Below are 16,838 nucleotides of genomic sequence, written 5' to 3'. Positions count from 1 at the left end.
TATGTCAGACAACGAACAAGCAGTACAAACCGCGATGTCAATTATTCTTGCAGCAGGTGATGCAAGGGTAAAGTGTAAAGATGCACTAATTGAAATTTCGAATTTTGATTTTGACAAAGCGAAAGAATTAATGAAAGAAGCGCAGGCAAAGATCACTGAAGCACATAAAGTCCAAACGGATGCAATTCAAGGTGAAACAAGAGGTGAAAAGTCTGAATATTCTCTACTCTTTGCTCACGCGCAAGATACATTAATGACAATTTATAGTGAGATTAATATCACGAAGCAACTAATCAAGATTTTCGAAAGTTATGAAACAAGAATTTCAGCATTAGAAAACAAATAATTTAGTGGAGTCTCTTCGTAGACTCCTTTTTAGAAAGAGAAGGAGATACAATGAAAGCAAATACTGGTTTTCCAAAGAATTTTTTATGGGGTGGTGCAATTGCAGCAAACCAAGCAGAAGGTGCTTGGGATGTAGATGGCAAAGGACCAAGTGTAATGGATGTAGTAGCATTACCAGAGGCATATTCAAGACAAGGAACACTTGGGTATGAACAAACAAAAGAAAGTGTACTATCTGCATTAGAAGATAAAGAAGGGTATTATCCTCGTCGTGTGGGAATCGACTTCTATCATACGTATAAAGAAGATTTGGCATTAATGAAAGAAATGGGATTTACTTGTTTACGTACTTCATTTAACTGGCCACGTATCTTTCCTAAAGGGGATGAGAGTCAACCTAATGAAGAAGGATTAAAATTCTATGATGGCTTGATTGATGAGATGGTAAAACTAGGAATTGAACCAGTGATGACGATGTCTCACTATGAATTACCATTACATTTAGCTACAGAATATAAAGGATGGACAAATAAAAAACTTATTGATTTTTATATGAACTTATTCAAAGTCCTATTTGACAGATACCATGGAAAAGTTAAATACTGGATTTTAGTCAATCAAATCAATATGCTTGGTTGGGGTGATTACTGTTCATTAGGAATGTTAAAAGGGGAACATGAAGACTGGCTAAGTGATCGTTATCAAGCAGTTCATAACCAATTTGTAGCTTGTGCAAAAGCAGTAGAGTATGCACATAAAACAGATGCTTCTTGTCAAATGGGAATGATGAATGGAGAAGTATTAGGATATCCAGCATCAACAAGTCCTGAGGATGCCTTCCAATCACTGCAAGCAATGCAAATGAATGATTACTTCTTTAGTGATGTAACAGCACGTGGAGAATATCCAGGATATGCATTACGTTATTTTGAAGAAAATAATATTAAAGTTGAAGCAACGCAAGAAGATCTTGAAGTACTTAAAAACAATCCAGTTGATTTCATTTCATTTAGTTACTATTCTTCTGGATTATATGATAAAGAACATGGAAATGATTTACTGTCAAATCCAAAATTACCAGCTTCTATTTGGGGATGGCAAACCGATCCAATCGGTTTACGTTATTCACTAAATGCATATTATGATCGCTATAAAAAACCGATTTTCATTGCAGAAAATGGTTTAGGAGCAATCGATGAATTAGTTGATGAAACCGTAGATGATACGTACCGTATTGAATATCTACGTGCACATATTGAAAATATGCGTGAAGCAGTAAAAGATGGAGTTGAGATGATTGGTTATGCATCTTGGGGTCCAATTGATATTGTTAGTGCATCACAAGGTGAGATGAGTAAACGCTATGGATATATCTATGTAGATTTAGATGATCGTGGTCAAGGTAGTGGAAAACGCTACAAGAAGAAAAGTTTTGATTGGTATAAAAAAGTAATTGAAACAAATGGAGAAGAATTATAATGAAACAAAATAATCAGGGGTTTCCTACAAACTTTCTTTGGGGTGGTGCAGTAGCAGCAAACCAATGTGAAGGTGCTTGGGATGTAGATGGTAAAGGTTGGTGTGTTGCTGACATTAATGAGTTTCGTGATGATATTGCTCTAGAAAAGAAAAGTAATGCAGAAATCACGACAGCATACGTAAAAGAAGCAATGGAAAGTACAGACCGTATTTTTCCAAAACGTTGGGGAATTGACTTTTATCATACATACAAAGAAGATTTAAAACTATTAGCTGAATTAGGTCTAAAAACATTTAGAACATCAATTAACTGGGCAAGAATCTTCCCAAATGGTGATGATGAAATGCCTAATGAAAAAGGGCTAGCATTCTATGATAATTTAATTGATGAAATTATCAAAAATGGAATGGAACCACTTATTACAATGTCACACTACGAAATTCCATTAAACTTAACACTCAACTACAAAGGATGGTATGACCGCAAGGTTGTGGATTACTTTGAACGTTATGGACAAGTGATTTTGGATCGTTATGCAGATCGTGTAAAGAAATGGATTGTTGTAAACCAAATCAACTTGATTAAACATGAATCATTTAATCACTTAGGTATTGCTGAAGATTTAGTAGAAAATCTAGCAGAAGCAAAATATCAAGGGGTACATAACGAGATGGTAGCAAGTGCACGAGTAACAAAATATGCGCATGAACACTATCCAGATGTTGAAATTGGTATGATGTTATGTGGTGGTCCTACATTTGCAGCGAGTAGCAAGTCTGAAGATGTACTTGGTTCCATGAAACTAAACCAAATGGAATACTTCTATGCAGATGTATTACTACGTGGGTATTATCCAAACTATGCATTTGCATTCTTCAAAGATAAAGGTATTAATATTACCTTCTATGAAGGAGATGAAGAAGATTTAAAGAATACAGCAGACTTTATGTCATTCTCATATTACTATACAGAAGTATCTGACTATGATTCTTACTACAAAGATGAAGGTGCACACCGTAATAAAGAATTACCTACTAACCCATGGGGATGGTCAATTGATCCAAATGGATTACGTATTCTCTTAAATGAATTCTATGATCGTTACCAATGTCCAATCTATATTACAGAAAATGGTATTGGATACTTTGATAAATTAGAAGATGGTCAAGTACATGATACATATCGTGTTGATTACTATCGTGAACATATCAAAGCAATGAAAGCAGCAATCCAAGATGGAGTAGATCTACGTGGATACTATGCTTGGGGACCAATTGATATCATTAGTTGTTCATCAAGTGAAATGAGTAAACGCTATGGATTTATCTATGTAGACATTGATGACTATGGTAAAGGTAGTGCAAAACGCATCAAAAAAGATAGTTATGCATGGATGCAAAAAGTAATTACTTCTAATGGTGAAGACTTGGATTAAACATGAAACATAATAAAACAACGCTAACTTGAGAAAGTGGCGTTGTTTTTATATGCGTATTCGATTTTATGGATATTTTCTACAAAAAAATAGATTACAAATATATAAATAAATAGTGTATAATTATTTGTGAGCCGATTTACATAATTAAGGAACGAGGTGAGAATGTTTGTATACATTCAAGAGAACAGAACAAAATATGCCTAAAGGTGAAGAGTATGAAACGAAGGCTATGCTTTATTTAATGAATACTCTAAAAAACAAGAGTGTAGATGATATTTTTCTAGTTGACATGTTTAATGATATATCAGCTTCCACATTAGCATTTGAATATATAATCGATGCACAAGCCAAAAACTACACTTCCTTTAATGCATCAAAAATTGGAGAATCATTAATTACATTATTTAGCAACCACCTTTCTAATATATATTTTAAACAATATGTTTTATACTGTAGGGTTTTGCCTAAGAATTACTTAATTACGCCTGATACTGGTGAAAATTTTATCAAATTGGATATAAACTGTTTTAAACCAAAGAAAAAAGATTTAATTATGAAATCATTTTATAATGAAATTGATAAATCTTACGGTCACGATTACCATAAATCTATTGAGGAAAAGGTCTATTTTGATTTTTTTTCAAATCTTGAAATAGTTGTAGATTCCAGAACGAAAAGTGAGCATGTAATCAATTCATTGCCTGTGAAAGCGTTAGAGAGTCTAGATGATGCGAAATTAGAAATGATGTTTGGTGAAATTACAACTATGAGAATGACATTAAAACTTATATGTGTAGAGAATGAAAAAATAAATTCAATATCGGAGTGTGAGAAATATAAAAAATATATAAAAAGAAAAAACATTGAATCATTTATAATTTCAAGAGTTATTGGTTATGATTTATTTAACAATGATATTATTGGTACGCCCTTGCGGTTTTCAAATAATTATTTGAATGAAAAAGGTCATGAAGAACAAAAAGATATTATTCTATCAATCTATGCAGAAATTAGTCGTGCTTTTTTTAATCTAAATAATCCTGTCGAATTATTTAGCTTTTTAGATGTCGTAGTTGAGGAAGTCAGAAAACGTGATGATGTAGAGTATGTCTACCAAAATGTAATGAATAAGATCACTAACTTGCCTAGTGAATTATCTGAGCTGTCTTCAAAATATATTATTAGTGTAACGTTAGGGGGATATTATGATAATTAAAAAAGTGGCAATCGGTAATTCACAAGAAGCATACGTTGAAAGTAGAATAAATAACGGAGTTAATATCCTATTTAGCCTTGATAATAACAAGGGAAAAACGGTTGTTTTACAATCCATAAGTTATACTCTAGGTGCTTCAGATTCGTTTCCTGATGGAATAGATATAAAAAATTACTATACTTACTTAGAGTGCACGATAAATGAAAAGGATCTAAAAATTGTTCGAAGAAAAAATTGCATATTGTTAATAGAAAATGAAAAACTACATATTTTCGATTCAATAAGTGAGTTTAAGTACTTTGTAAATTCAAGTATTATTCCCTTGCCAAAGTATAAAAAAGCAAATAAGGAGAAAATTGTAGACTTTTCAGTGTATTATGAAATGTCTATTATTCCTCAAGATAAAAGAAATCCGGCAAATATTATCAATAAAATGGGATGTAATAAAGATGACTTCTTGAAGATGATTGCCAGTATCGCAGGACATGCAATCTTACCAAATTCAGATCTTGAAAAGCTTAAAAGCGATATTAAATTAAAAAAAGACGAAAAAAAGAATTTAGAAAAAAAGGTGAGATTTATTCAAAGCAATAAAAAAGTATTTGAATCAGTTAGTAAGACGATTGATATTGAAGAATCTGAGACAGTCCGACTACAGTTACAAACATTGGAAAGCGAACATATCGAAATAAAGAAAAAAAGAACAAGAGAAATTAATAGGATTATAAAACTTCAAGAACTTATACATGAGTTAAATTCTCTTAATCGTAAGGTTGAGGAGGGAAACTTAATTTGTGGAGAATGTGGGAGTGATAAAGTGATATATATAAAAAAAGGCTTTCAATTCGATACAAGCAACAAGGATGTTAGAAAAAACATTATTTCAGCAATTGAAGGACAAATTTTACTTAAAAACGAAATTGTTGAAGAGTATAATTTGAATATTGCTAAAATAATCGATTCAAAGCGATCATTTATGATGAATACACCAAAAGAAACTCTCGATTATTTGGTTTATCATGAAGAAATTAAGAATGTAAACCAATATTTGGAGCAGATAGAAAAATTAGATGTAGAGATATCTGAACTAAAAAATGATTTAGAGATATCTTCAACAATTAATGGAGATGAAAACAAGAAGTTTTTAGAAGTGAAAAATAATATAGTAAATGAGATGAACAAACTTCAAGCAAAAATTGAATTAGACACCTCTACGATTTATAAAGATATTTTTTCAACAGCATCTAAGATTCTTTCAGGTAGTACTGAAAATGAGTATTACTTTTGTAGAACTGTTGCTTTATCGAATGTGTTAAAGCATGACTTGCCGATAATAGTAGATTCATTTAGAGATGGTGAGTTATCAACGTCAAAAGAGAAGAAAATGATTGATATATATATAAGTTTAAATAAACAGGTAATATTAAGTGCAACTTTAAAAGATGAAGAATATGCCAATGCACAAAAAAAATACTTAATGAATGATAATTTAAATGTAATAGATTATGAATCTGTCGTAAAATACAACTTACTTAATGAGTCTTATGTAAGTGAATTTAAGAAACTTTTATTGCCTTTAAATATAATGATTTAATAAAATGCAAATTTAACTCTCATATAAAATTGAAGCACATGTGAACAAACTCACAAAATTGACAAGTTAGCTATTCAAGTGTAGGATTTATACAGGTTAACAGAGAGGGTTAATCATACGATAACAAGAGGCGTTTATTCGCCTTTTGTTGTATTTGCAGATATGTGAAAAGAAGTGCATAAAACATATCATTTTATATGTTCATTAGAATCACTTGTGACGAAAATTAATTATTTCACAAGTAGCACTTATGTGTTACAATACACATGGGTGATAAACATGGAAAGTAGAAAAGTACCTAAGGCAACCTTACAAAGATATCCGGTATATCTTAAAGCGCTTAGACGATTGAAGAAATATGGAAATGAAAGAATCATGTCTAAAGATTTAAGTGCTTTAACAGGAATTGAGTCAACGACGATTCGTCGTGATTTTTCTTTATTGGGGAATTTAGGAAAGCAAGGATATGGGTATGATATTGATACCTTAATCGAAATATTTAATGAACAATTAGGTGTGGATTTTGATGAGAAGATTATTTTAGTAGGAGCAGGGAATTTAGGACGTGCATTACTAAAATACAACAATTGGGACCACGTTGTTGGGGAGATTGCAGTTGCTTTTGATAGCAATCCAGATCGACAAGGAACTCGTTTTGGCGTACCTGTTTATCCAATCGATGAATTGGAAAAAGAAATGCCAGAAGGATGTCGTATTGCAATTCTTGCCATTAGTGATAATGTGCAACAAACTGTGGACCGACTTATAGCAAACGGTATTCGTGGAATCGTTGATTTCACGCATAAATATATACAAGTTCCAGACTACGTATCCGTAAAAGTAGTCGATGTTGTAAGTAGTATACAAGAACTTGTATTTGAAACAAACGCGAAAGATAAAAAAGGAGAGTAACGATGTTTGAATTTATTACCATTAGAGAACTCTATGAGATGATGCTAACAGGCTCAACCATGGAAATCGATTCATTAGAGTATGTAGAATTAGAAGGATGGATCCGTACCAACCGTGATAATGGAAAAGTAGGATTTATTGAGATGAATGATGGTAGTTACTTCCGAAATTGTCAGTTAGTATACAAAGGTGACATCAAAGGATATGATGCCATTACAAAATATGGTACAGGTAGTGCCATTCGTGTTATGGGAAAACTGAAAGCAACACCAGAAGGTAAACAACCATTTGAAGTAGAAGTGAAAGAAATGGAATTACTAGGTGCTTGTGATCCAAGTTATCCATTACAAAAGAAACGTCATTCATTTGAGTATATGCGTGAAATTGCGCATTTACGTCCTAGAGCAAATACGTTCTATGCAATTTTCCGTCTACGTAGTGTATTGAGTATGGCAATTCACGAATTCTTCCAAAACCAAGGATTCGTATATGTACATACACCAATCATTACGGGTAATGATGGAGAAGGTGCAGGAGAAATGTTTACTGCAACTACTAGAGATGATGCAAACTATGAAGAAGACTTCTTTGGTAAAGAAGCATTCTTAACCGTAACTGGACAATTACACGTAGAAGCATTTGCGATGGCTTTTAGAGATGTGTATACATTTGGTCCTGCATTTAGAGCAGAAAACTCAAATACATCAAGACATGCAAGTGAGTTCTGGATGATTGAACCGGAAATCGCATTCGCGGATTTAGATGATGACATGGATTTAATTGAAGATATGATTAAATTCTGTATTGATTATGTATTAGAAAACGCACCAGAAGAAATGAACTTCTTTAACACGATGATTGATAAAGATGCAATCAACCGTATTACCAAAGTGCGTGATTCTCAGTTCAAACGTATGACATATACAGAAGCTGTTGAAATCCTAGAAAAAGCAGATGTTAAATTTGACAACAAAGTATTCTGGGGAATGGACTTAAACAGTGAACACGAACGTTACATTTGTGAGCAAGTTGTAGATGGTCCTGTATTCTTAACAGATTATCCAAAAGATATCAAAGCATTCTATATGCGCGTCAACGATGACAACAAAACAGTTGCTGCGTGTGATTTATTAGTACCAGGAGTTGGAGAACTTGTTGGTGGATCACAACGTGAAGAGCGTTATGACGTATTAGAAGCGCGTATGAAAGAAATGAACATGGAAAGTGAACATTTACAATGGTACATGGATTTACGTCGCTACGGTGGTTGTAAACATGCAGGATTTGGTTTAGGATTCGACCGTATGTTGATGTATTTAACAGGTATGCAAAACATTCGTGATGTTGAACCATTCCCACGTACACCTAAAAACTTAAAATTTTAGTACAAACATCCCTTGTTATCAGATTGTCTGATGATAAGGGGTTTTTTAAAGGGAAAAGTAATGAATATTTAAAAAAGTCATATGTAGGATATCTTTTGGATTTAAATATAATTATAGGAATTATCAAAGATGAAGAAGAAGTTTTGAATATTGTGAAAACACTTGATTCATCATGGAACTATGAACGTATGCAAAACTTAGCATATGCATATATGATGGCTCCAATTATTCGTAGACTGTATGATTCAGAAGAAGATCGTGCACTTGCATTACAACGTCATTTGGAGTTTATGTCAGTAACACCACACATCTGTACGTTGTTAGTTGGTATTTCTGGAGCAATGGAAGAAGAAAATTCCCGAAATCCAGAATTCGATGCTTCAAGTATTAATGCAGTAAAATCAAGTTTAATGGGACCAATGGCTGGAGTAGGAGATTCATTTTTCTGGGGAACATTGAAAGTTATTGCAGCTGGAGTAGCAATCTCTTTATCAAACCAAGGAAATATCATGGGTCCAATCGCATTCTTACTGATTATTAATGTGCCACACTTTATCTTACGTTATGTATGTTTAGATAAAGGATTTAAACTGGGAGCTAAGTTCTTTAATGATTTAGGTAATAGTGGAATTATTTCTAAAATCACAACAGCAGCATCAATTTTAGGATTGATGGTTATTGGTGGAATGGCAGCAACAAACATATACTTTGAGTTACCAATTCAAATTGGTAGTGGGGATTTTGCAGAACCACTTCAGGGATATATCAATCAAATTATGCCTGCATTCTTCCCAGCAGTATTTTTCCTAATTATGTATTGGTTATTAGGTAAGAAAGTTAAAACAACAACAATACTTATCGGACTAATTATTGTTTGTATTACTTTGTCGGCATTTGGTATTGTGTAAACAAGAAATGCATTTGAAATAGAGGTGGAAATATCAAAAATCCACCTCTGTTTTTTTCATTAACATTTGTTTGAAATGTATTAATATATAGTAATTGACTACTATAATGTACTATTTTTTAGGTTAATCTCATGTTACTATATTTTTATCACAGTTGTGGAGGTGTCTATGAGTATATACAAGTTGAGCTTAATCAATAAACTTCTTCAAGTTATCAATGAGCAAGATAAAGATGATACAAACTATATTTTAGCGAAATATTTCTTAGAACATTATTTAGAATTAAGAGATGCAAATATTTACACAGTTGCAGATGATTGTTTCGTTTCAAGAAGTTCGGTGAGAAGATTTTGTAAATACATTGGTTATGAGAATTTCAAAGATTTAAAGAATGAGTTTAAGTCAATGAGTCACGAATTTTCATATTTTATTGGTTTGCAAAAAGGTCATGAAAGTCTTACAGATTATGCTAAATGGACACAAAATGAGTTATTAACGATGCCTGCAGAGGTTGATCATAATATTCATGAAGCAGATTATGAAAAGATAGTTTCTTATATACACAATAGCAATCATGTTGTGTTACTTTCTTCATATTCTAGCAATATGGTGTTGTTGGAATTTCAAAGACCGTTAGTACTTAGTGGTAAGATTGTAAATGTGATGTCTGATACAAATATCGATGAACAAAGCTTACTTGAATTAAGTGAGAATGACTATCTTATGGTAGTTTCAACATCTGGACAATTTGCCAAAGAGTTAAAAGATTTGATTGTTAATGTGAAAGCACATAAGACACTGATAACCACTGCAAGAGAAAAGGAATTCTCCAATACGTATCATGAAGTTTTATTTTTAAGCGATTATGATCATTCAAATGAAAAGAGTATAGCAGGGAAGTATGGGCTTAATTATTTCTTTGATATGTTATATCATGCGTATTACACAAAATATGGAACAAAACTATAAAAGGTATCTTGCGACACCTTTTGTTGTTTTATTCTTGATGCATATCCTTACCCCAATCACGTCCATTGGATTTGATTAGTTTTGAATACCAATAGAATGAATCTTTTTTGATTCTGTTCATAGCAAGTTCTGAAGAATCTTTTGCATTTACTAGTTCTTCATCGGTTGCATCTATGTATACTAAACCATAGCGTTTTGCCATACCATTTCCTGTAGAAAGGATGTCAGTAAATGACCATGGGTTATATCCCAACACCTCACATCCATCTTCAATTGCTAAACCAACTTGATAAATGTTTTCTCGTAAAAAGTCAATTCGTTCAGGATCATGAACTTGTCCATCTGCATCTTTACTTTCATGCATTCCAAATCCATTTTCTGTAATAATCATTGGTAAATGATAGTGATCCCATAGATAACGTAATGTATAGCGTAATGAAACTGGATCAATTTCCCAATCCCAATCATTTGTTTCTACATAAGGGTTACTGGTTAGTGCATATTCACCTGGAACTACAGGAAAAGTTAAATTTCCTTTCACTCCATCTTTATTTAACAGGTAGTCTTGTGTTTTTGCATTTGCAGGTGCATATTTTCCTGTATTACTGCGATAACAGTTAACTCCAATAAAATCTACTTTTGCTTTAGCCATAAGTTCTTCATCACCAGGTTGGATTCCTGGATCAATGTCATGGTTTTTCCAGTAATTCTTTAAGAAGTTACTGTATTTTCCATAGACGTTTGTATCATTCCACAGTTTTTCTGTAAATTCTTCTGCATTCATTGCACCAATTTGATCCATTGGTTTACAAGTTTCAGGGTAAATCGGAACCATCCCAGGAACAGGACCAATTTTTCCGCCTTCAACCATTTCATGGCATGCAATTACAGCTTTTGCTGAACATAAGTTCATATTATGATTGATAATCCATTTTTGCTTAAACCAATCATCACATCCTTTTGATACTCCCAGCCAATCACCATAGCAAATTTGCATATTTTGTTCATTGATTGCTAGCCAGTATTTTACTCTATCACCGAAGTGCTCGAAACATACTTTACTGTAGTATTCAAATTCATCAACAATACTTCTATCTAACCAACCGTTACATTTTTCTTCAACCCAAACAGGCATATCGTAATGGTAAAGTGTAACAATAGGTGTAATGTTATATTGCAATAGCTCATCAATAAGATTGTTATAAAAATCAATACCAGCTTGATTTACTTTTCTATCACTATGTGGGATGATTCTAGGCCAAGCTAGTGAAAAACGATATGATGTAAATCCGCATTCTGCCATTAAGGCAACATCTTCTTTATAGTGATTGTAGTGATCTGCTGCAATTGAGTTGTCAGCAAATGGCTTTTTTTTCTGTGAATTTAAATCAATAATTGCTGGAGTACGACCATCTGCTTTTGTGGCACCTTCAGCTTGCCAAGCAGCACTACTCGCTCCCCAGAAAAACCCTTCTGGAAATTTAGGGTCATGGTTATAATGCATATTTTTTCCTCTTCTTTCTTTTACTGTGTCTGCGCAAATTGAAGTAATGGTTATTTCGTGAACCACCATTACATTTCGATTATAGCAATCCAAAAAAATGTAAGGGGGCGTAAATTTGTCCCAGAAAAGATGAGTCAAAAAATATCCAATTTCACTTTATATAAGGATAGAAAATAAGGAAAGTAGGGAAAGATGAATCCAAATTTTATATTCTTTAGGTTTGGGGCAACTTTTTGCCCCCTTATCTAAAATTGTCTTTGTTATAATGAAGTCACAATGGTAGCGGTTTCAAAAGTGTTGCCATGTGATAGTTTGCGCAAATTGTCACGAAATAAGAGTTACATGTATAACAACGTAATTTAATTTACTTAAAAGGAGAAATATAAAATGAGCAAAGATTTTAAAAATATCAGAGACTCGATTATCGAATATAGTGGTGGAGTTGAAAATATCGCTACTGTTAGTCACTGTATGACACGCCTACGTCTACAAATAAATAACACAGATAAAGTTGATATTGAGAAAATTAAAAGTATTCCAGGTGTATTAAATGTAATTATTCAAAATGGTGAGCATCAAATTGTAATTGGACAAGATGTTGCTAATTTATACGCAGAATTTCAAAAAGTAGATGGAATCAAAGTTGGTGGATCCATTGAAGATGCAGATGCTGCCAAAGCAGATGGAATGGAAAGAGGGAATGTTCTAAATGGTGTTTTATCATTTATAGGTGGAACATTCTCTCCATTAATTCCAGTTTTAGTTGCAGGAGGATTAACAGGAGCAGTATTAACACTTTTAACTAATTTCTTTGGGGTAAGTACAGAATCAGGAACTTACACGATTATTTATGCAATTAATCAGGCAGCATTTTACTTCTTGCCTGTATTCATTGGACTCTCTGCTGCATCACGCTTAAAAACAAATGGATACCTTGGAGCGTTTTTAGGAGCAATTCTACTTTATTCAACAATTAATAATGCGGAAGGTTTAGACTTCATTGGTATTAATGTTGCACAAATTGCTTATAACTCAACGGTATTCCCAGTAATTCTTGGTGTATTATTTATGTCTGTTGTATATCGATTATTACAAAAATATACACCAGTTTACTTACGAACAATATTTGTACCTTTACTTACAATATTAGTTACAGTACCAGTAACATTAATTGTATTAGGGCCTATCGGAAACACAGTAGGAACATGGTTAGCCGATGGAGTATTTGCAATTTATGATGTAGTACCAGCAATCGCGGTAATGATTATAGGAATTACTACACCTCTATTAGTGTTCTTCGGAATGAATAACGGTACATATCCAGTTATATTTGCATTACTTGCACAAGTAGGTAGTGATCCATTGATTTGTACAGGGATGGCACCAGCAAATGTTGCAGTCGGTGGAGCGTGTCTAGCAGCAGCGTTACTTGCTAAAAATGCTGAAGATAAGTCAGTATCAATCTCTGCTGGTGTAACTGCATTATGTGGTATTACTGAACCAGGTGTATATGGTGTATTATTTCCTAATCGTTATCCACTAATTGGAGCTATGATTGGTGGAGGTATCGGGGGATTACTTGCTGGATTACTAGGAATGACACAATACGTTATCTCTACACCAGGTTTCATTTCGATTCCTGCATACATAAATCCAGATGGAACAAATGGAAATTTAATTATTGCGGTTGCAGTTATGGTTATCGCATTAGTTATATCATTTGTTGCGACATATTTCTTTGGTAAGAAAACAACTGCTTAAATAGTAAAAGTCATTATTCCTTCATTTTGAAGTGAGATAATGACTTTTTTTACTATAAAGGGTTTAATTATCGTTTGCCTGCAGCACTTTGAAAACCACTTAGGAATGCAAGAACTAGTGCGATTGGAAGAAAGCAAAGCCAAAGAATGATTTTGATTAATTTCATATGCAATAACTCCTTTCGTTGTTGTTTCTATATACATATTGTAACAAGTACCCTGGCACAAAAAAACGCCATGTGGCGTTAATTGTTTGATTCGATTTTGTATTGTTTGTACGAATAGATAGAAGGTATTAATACATCTGCAAAAATAATAATCAACATGATGATAATAAACACCGATACATCTGAATCAAGGAAGATTGAGATAATTCCTAGGATGACAATGAATAGTCCTGAGATTACCCAAATAGGTCCTGCAAACCGATGCGTTTTCTCCCAATTTATTGGTGAGGCAAGTGTCCAAGGAAGTTTAATACCTAACCAGTAATTATGTCTTATTTTAGGTAAGTAGTTTCCAATCACCATAAATAGTAAGCCAATAAAAATAAATACTATAGTTGAAATGATTTGTGGTTTTGAGTAAATACTTAAAATACTAGCACCAACAATAATGGTTGTTAGTACTGGCATAAAGTAATAGAACATAAGATTTGCAAGTTTGCTATTTTTTGTTCCATGTTTATCAGGTAAAATTCGTTGTATAAACAATAAAACTAAATGGAAAGCAAGCATACCAAACACTTCAATATAGATAAAAGATTTATCCATCCAACCATCTACCTCACCATTTACATCCCAGTGTCTAGGAATACTAGCTGGTAGGTTATTGTATGTGAATAATATAATCGTTAGTGGAATTACATATAATAGTAAGCTAATAATGCATGACTTTTTATTAAAGGTTTTCATTTGTCTTGTCCTTTCATAAATTGGGTTACCCATAAGGATAACTCTTCAAATACAGATGTATTTAAACCATAATAGATAAAGTTTTTTTCTTTATGCTCATATACCAAATCTGCTTTCTTTAGAATGGAAAGGTGATGTGATATTGTAGCCTTGGAAACATTGAACTGATCAGAGATCTCCCCAACTGAAACTTCACCATTCTTTAGATAGGTGAGTATATCACGGCGAATTGGATCAGATAATGCTTTAAATGTTTCGTGAAATCCCATAAGTATCCTTTCTTTATTTAGATAAATATCTAAATAGATAATAGTTCAAAATGCAATGAAATGCAAGAGAAGTTCTTTGTTATGTTACATCAAAATGTCTATTACTATAATTGGGTGAAAGATTTGTAAAAATACATTACAATCTTTTCATCTTTTTTATTTTTGATACTCATTTATGATTAAGGTGTAGATAGGAAACACTATCTAATATCAAGGTCGACATTGATAAGAAAGAAATGGGGGGATGAGTACATGCTACAAGATGTTCAACCGATCTGTGAAGATATGATATTTATTAACACATCTTTGACAAGAAAAAGTGAAGCGTTAGATACACTAGTTAATCAAGCGCTAAAGGTTGGATTAATTTCTGACAGTAAAGAGTTTTTAGAAGCAGTTTATAAACGAGAAGAAGAAGCATCAACAGCAGTTGGATTCAACGTTGCAATACCACATGGAAAAGCAAAAACTGTAAAAAAACCGTTTATAGGATTTATTCAGGTAAAAGATTCGTTTTACTGGAATGAAGATGACGCAGAGTCAGTTCAACTAATATTTTTGATTGGAGTACCTTCAAAAAATGAAGGAAATATACACTTGAAATTTATATCACAATTAAGTCGAAAATTAATAAACAATGATTTTAGAAAATCATTACTTAAAGCGACATCCAAAAAAGAAGCATTTAAATTGCTAAGTGAAATTAATAAAGAACTATAGGAGGAAACATAACATGAAAATAGTAGCAGTAACAGCATGCCCTACAGGAGTAGCGCACACATATATGGCACAGGAAGCGATAGAAGTCGAATGTAAAAAGAGAAATCATGAAATTCAAGTTGAAACGCAAGGCAGCATGGGAATGGAAAATGAACTTGAACAAGAAACAATTGATGCAGCTGATGTGGTGATTTTAGCGGTTGCGATTGGAATCGATGGTGAAGAGCGCTTTGAAGAAAAAGCAGAACAAGGAAAAGTAATTAATATTGAACCAGGCGATGCAATTAAAAATGTTGCGAAGTTAATTGATGAAGCAGAAAAACTTTAAAGGAGAATATAATTATGAAAAACAATAAAATATGGAAAGACATTCAGAAGGCATTTAACACTGGTGTGTCTTATATGCTTCCTTCAGTTGTTGTGGGAGGGATACTATTAGCAATAGCATTATCTACAGGAACAGCAACGGATGAAGGTATGAAAATAACTAGTCCATTTATGCAAAATTTAAACGATTTAGGAGCAGCAGGATTTGCAATGATGATTCCATTACTATCAGGATATATTGTATATTCACTTGCTGGTAAACCAGGTATAGCACCAGGTATGATTCTTGGATATGTAGCAAACAACCCAATTGGAGAATCTCAAGTAAAAACGGGTTTCTTGGGTGCAATGATACTTGGTGTTGCTGTCGGATACTTTGTTCGTTGGTGTAAAACTTGGAAGGTACCAAATACAATCAAAACAATTATGCCAATTTTAATTGTTCCAATTTGTACAGTATTAGTACTTGGATTAATTTATATTTATGTTATTGCAGTTCCTATTGGTGTATTCATGGACTGGCTTGTTGAAGTCCTTGGTAATATGCAAGGAGGAAATGCAATACTACTTGGTGCAATTATTGGTGCGATGACAGCGGTTGATATGGGTGGGCCAATCAACAAAACGGCTACAGCATTTACACTTGCCTTAATGGCTGAAGGAATCTATGCACCAAATGGAGCACATAGAATTGCTGTCGCAATACCTCCATTAGCAATGGGAATCTCAACTTTTATTGATCGAAAAAAATATACAAAAGATGATAAAGATTTAGGAATTTCAGCTTTCTTTATGGGGTTAATTGGAATTACAGAAGGAGCGATTCCATTTGCAGTTAAAGATATGAAACGAGTTCTTCCAGCGATTATTATTGGTAGTGCAGTTGGTGGTGCACTAGGAATGATGAACTCAGTAGAAGCACTTGTACCACACGGAGGATTAATTATCTTACCAGTAGTAAATGGTAAATTATGGTATGTGTTAGCCATGTTAATTGGAGTAGCAGTATCTGTTGCGATTCTACACTTTACGAAACCGAATGTAGAGGAAATAGAAGAAGTAAAATAACGATCAGAGTAAATAATGGAGGAGAAAAA

The 16,838-nt window shown here is 33.1% G+C and carries 16 protein-coding genes; 13 read left to right on the top strand and 3 right to left on the bottom strand.

Features of this window, described 5'->3' with window-relative positions; translation table 11 throughout:
• Window position 1: 1 nt before the first annotated feature.
• The 9 genes from EDD63_RS02950 to EDD63_RS02910 all read left to right on the top strand — a co-directional run bounded on the left by EDD63_RS02950 (window position 2) and on the right by EDD63_RS02910 (window position 10,247).
• Window positions 2–346 (top strand): PTS lactose/cellobiose transporter subunit IIA, encoded by a 345-nt coding sequence (locus EDD63_RS02950; RefSeq protein ID WP_134168333.1) that lies wholly within the window; start codon window positions 2–4, stop codon window positions 344–346.
• A gap of 50 nt (window positions 347–396) precedes the next feature.
• On the top strand, window positions 397–1,824 hold the full coding sequence (locus EDD63_RS02945) for a glycoside hydrolase family 1 protein (RefSeq protein WP_134168331.1): 1,428 nt from the start codon (window positions 397–399) through the stop codon (window positions 1,822–1,824).
• Window positions 1,824–3,260 carry a glycoside hydrolase family 1 protein gene (locus EDD63_RS02940; RefSeq protein ID WP_134168329.1) on the top strand — a complete coding sequence of 479 codons (1,437 nt, stop codon included), beginning with the start codon at window positions 1,824–1,826 and terminating at the stop codon, window positions 3,258–3,260. Before EDD63_RS02945 ends, EDD63_RS02940 begins: the two co-directional genes overlap by 1 nt.
• Window positions 3,261–3,459: 199 nt before the next feature.
• The gene (locus tag EDD63_RS02935) at window positions 3,460–4,479 is read left to right on the top strand and encodes a hypothetical protein (protein WP_134168327.1); all 1,020 of its coding nucleotides are present in this window, start codon (window positions 3,460–3,462) and stop codon (window positions 4,477–4,479) included.
• A complete protein-coding gene (locus tag EDD63_RS02930) occupies window positions 4,469–6,073 on the top strand; it encodes a hypothetical protein (protein WP_134168325.1) in 1,605 nt (534 codons plus the stop codon). Before EDD63_RS02935 ends, EDD63_RS02930 begins: the two co-directional genes overlap by 11 nt.
• A 279-nt stretch (window positions 6,074–6,352) precedes the next feature.
• Window positions 6,353–6,985 (top strand): redox-sensing transcriptional repressor Rex, encoded by a 633-nt coding sequence (locus EDD63_RS02925; RefSeq protein ID WP_134168323.1) that lies wholly within the window; start codon window positions 6,353–6,355, stop codon window positions 6,983–6,985.
• A gap of 2 nt (window positions 6,986–6,987) precedes the next feature.
• On the top strand, window positions 6,988–8,370 hold the full coding sequence (asnS, locus tag EDD63_RS02920) for an asparagine--tRNA ligase (protein WP_134168321.1): 1,383 nt from the start codon (window positions 6,988–6,990) through the stop codon (window positions 8,368–8,370).
• 95 nt (window positions 8,371–8,465) lie between these two features.
• A complete protein-coding gene (locus EDD63_RS02915) occupies window positions 8,466–9,278 on the top strand; it encodes a PTS system mannose/fructose/sorbose family transporter subunit IID (RefSeq protein ID WP_243833726.1) in 813 nt (270 codons plus the stop codon).
• A 168-nt stretch (window positions 9,279–9,446) separates the two neighbouring features.
• Window positions 9,447–10,247 carry a MurR/RpiR family transcriptional regulator gene (locus EDD63_RS02910; protein ID WP_134168319.1) on the top strand — a complete coding sequence of 267 codons (801 nt, stop codon included), beginning with the start codon at window positions 9,447–9,449 and terminating at the stop codon, window positions 10,245–10,247.
• A 28-nt stretch (window positions 10,248–10,275) separates the two neighbouring features.
• Here EDD63_RS02910 and EDD63_RS02905 read toward each other — a convergent pair whose 3' ends face one another.
• Complete coding sequence (locus tag EDD63_RS02905) at window positions 10,276–11,751, bottom strand: glycoside hydrolase family 1 protein (RefSeq protein ID WP_134168317.1); 1,476 nt, start codon at window positions 11,749–11,751, stop codon at window positions 10,276–10,278.
• A 387-nt stretch (window positions 11,752–12,138) separates the two neighbouring features.
• On the opposite strand from EDD63_RS02905, the gene EDD63_RS02900 reads away from it, so the two are divergent.
• On the top strand, window positions 12,139–13,512 hold the full coding sequence (locus EDD63_RS02900) for a PTS transporter subunit EIIC (protein ID WP_134168315.1): 1,374 nt from the start codon (window positions 12,139–12,141) through the stop codon (window positions 13,510–13,512).
• 244 nt (window positions 13,513–13,756) lie between these two features.
• Here the strand turns inward: EDD63_RS02900 and EDD63_RS02895 are convergent, their stop codons facing one another.
• Entirely contained in the window at window positions 13,757–14,425 is a 669-nt protein-coding gene (locus EDD63_RS02895; protein WP_166667526.1) for an SdpI family protein, read from the bottom strand.
• Window positions 14,422–14,694 carry an autorepressor SdpR family transcription factor gene (locus EDD63_RS02890; protein ID WP_134168311.1) on the bottom strand — a complete coding sequence of 91 codons (273 nt, stop codon included), beginning with the start codon at window positions 14,692–14,694 and terminating at the stop codon, window positions 14,422–14,424. Before EDD63_RS02890 ends, EDD63_RS02895 begins: the two co-directional genes overlap by 4 nt.
• 252 nt (window positions 14,695–14,946) lie before the next feature.
• Between EDD63_RS02890 and EDD63_RS02885 the strand changes: the two genes are divergently transcribed.
• From EDD63_RS02885 to EDD63_RS02875, 3 genes are read left to right on the top strand one after another with little or no spacing between them, the layout of a single operon-like run.
• The gene (locus EDD63_RS02885; RefSeq protein ID WP_134168309.1) at window positions 14,947–15,414 is read left to right on the top strand and encodes a PTS sugar transporter subunit IIA; all 468 of its coding nucleotides are present in this window, start codon (window positions 14,947–14,949) and stop codon (window positions 15,412–15,414) included.
• Between the two features lie 13 nt (window positions 15,415–15,427).
• Window positions 15,428–15,742, top strand: coding sequence for a PTS fructose transporter subunit IIB (locus EDD63_RS02880; RefSeq protein ID WP_134168307.1), 315 nt, complete (start codon window positions 15,428–15,430; stop codon window positions 15,740–15,742).
• Window positions 15,743–15,756: 14 nt separating this feature from the next.
• Window positions 15,757–16,809 carry a PTS fructose transporter subunit IIC gene (locus EDD63_RS02875; RefSeq protein WP_134168305.1) on the top strand — a complete coding sequence of 351 codons (1,053 nt, stop codon included), beginning with the start codon at window positions 15,757–15,759 and terminating at the stop codon, window positions 16,807–16,809.
• Window positions 16,810–16,838 lie beyond the last annotated feature (29 nt).

This window comes from Breznakia blatticola (assembly GCF_004365815.1).
In the GTDB taxonomy this organism is placed as follows: domain Bacteria; phylum Bacillota_I; class Bacilli_A; order Erysipelotrichales; family Erysipelotrichaceae; genus Breznakia; species Breznakia blatticola.
Note: the sequence above shows the minus strand (reverse complement) of the source record. Positions and strands in the feature narration are given on the sequence as shown.

Coding starts and splice junctions, on each gene's coding strand:
- EDD63_RS02950 (WP_134168333.1), top strand. CDS start 2: ATGTCAGACAACGAACAAGCAGTACAAACCGCGATGTCAATTATTCTT.
- EDD63_RS02945 (WP_134168331.1), top strand. CDS start 397: ATGAAAGCAAATACTGGTTTTCCAAAGAATTTTTTATGGGGTGGTGCA.
- EDD63_RS02940 (WP_134168329.1), top strand. CDS start 1,824: ATGAAACAAAATAATCAGGGGTTTCCTACAAACTTTCTTTGGGGTGGT.
- EDD63_RS02895 (WP_166667526.1), bottom strand. CDS start 14,425: ATGAAAACCTTTAATAAAAAGTCATGCATTATTAGCTTACTATTATAT.
- EDD63_RS02930 (WP_134168325.1), top strand. CDS start 4,469: ATGATAATTAAAAAAGTGGCAATCGGTAATTCACAAGAAGCATACGTT.
- EDD63_RS02880 (WP_134168307.1), top strand. CDS start 15,428: ATGAAAATAGTAGCAGTAACAGCATGCCCTACAGGAGTAGCGCACACA.
- EDD63_RS02900 (WP_134168315.1), top strand. CDS start 12,139: ATGAGCAAAGATTTTAAAAATATCAGAGACTCGATTATCGAATATAGT.
- EDD63_RS02905 (WP_134168317.1), bottom strand. CDS start 11,751: ATGCATTATAACCATGACCCTAAATTTCCAGAAGGGTTTTTCTGGGGA.
- EDD63_RS02935 (WP_134168327.1), top strand. CDS start 3,460: ATGCCTAAAGGTGAAGAGTATGAAACGAAGGCTATGCTTTATTTAATG.
- EDD63_RS02910 (WP_134168319.1), top strand. CDS start 9,447: ATGAGTATATACAAGTTGAGCTTAATCAATAAACTTCTTCAAGTTATC.
- asnS (WP_134168321.1), top strand. CDS start 6,988: ATGTTTGAATTTATTACCATTAGAGAACTCTATGAGATGATGCTAACA.
- EDD63_RS02875 (WP_134168305.1), top strand. CDS start 15,757: ATGAAAAACAATAAAATATGGAAAGACATTCAGAAGGCATTTAACACT.
- EDD63_RS02890 (WP_134168311.1), bottom strand. CDS start 14,694: ATGGGATTTCACGAAACATTTAAAGCATTATCTGATCCAATTCGCCGT.
- EDD63_RS02925 (WP_134168323.1), top strand. CDS start 6,353: ATGGAAAGTAGAAAAGTACCTAAGGCAACCTTACAAAGATATCCGGTA.
- EDD63_RS02885 (WP_134168309.1), top strand. CDS start 14,947: ATGCTACAAGATGTTCAACCGATCTGTGAAGATATGATATTTATTAAC.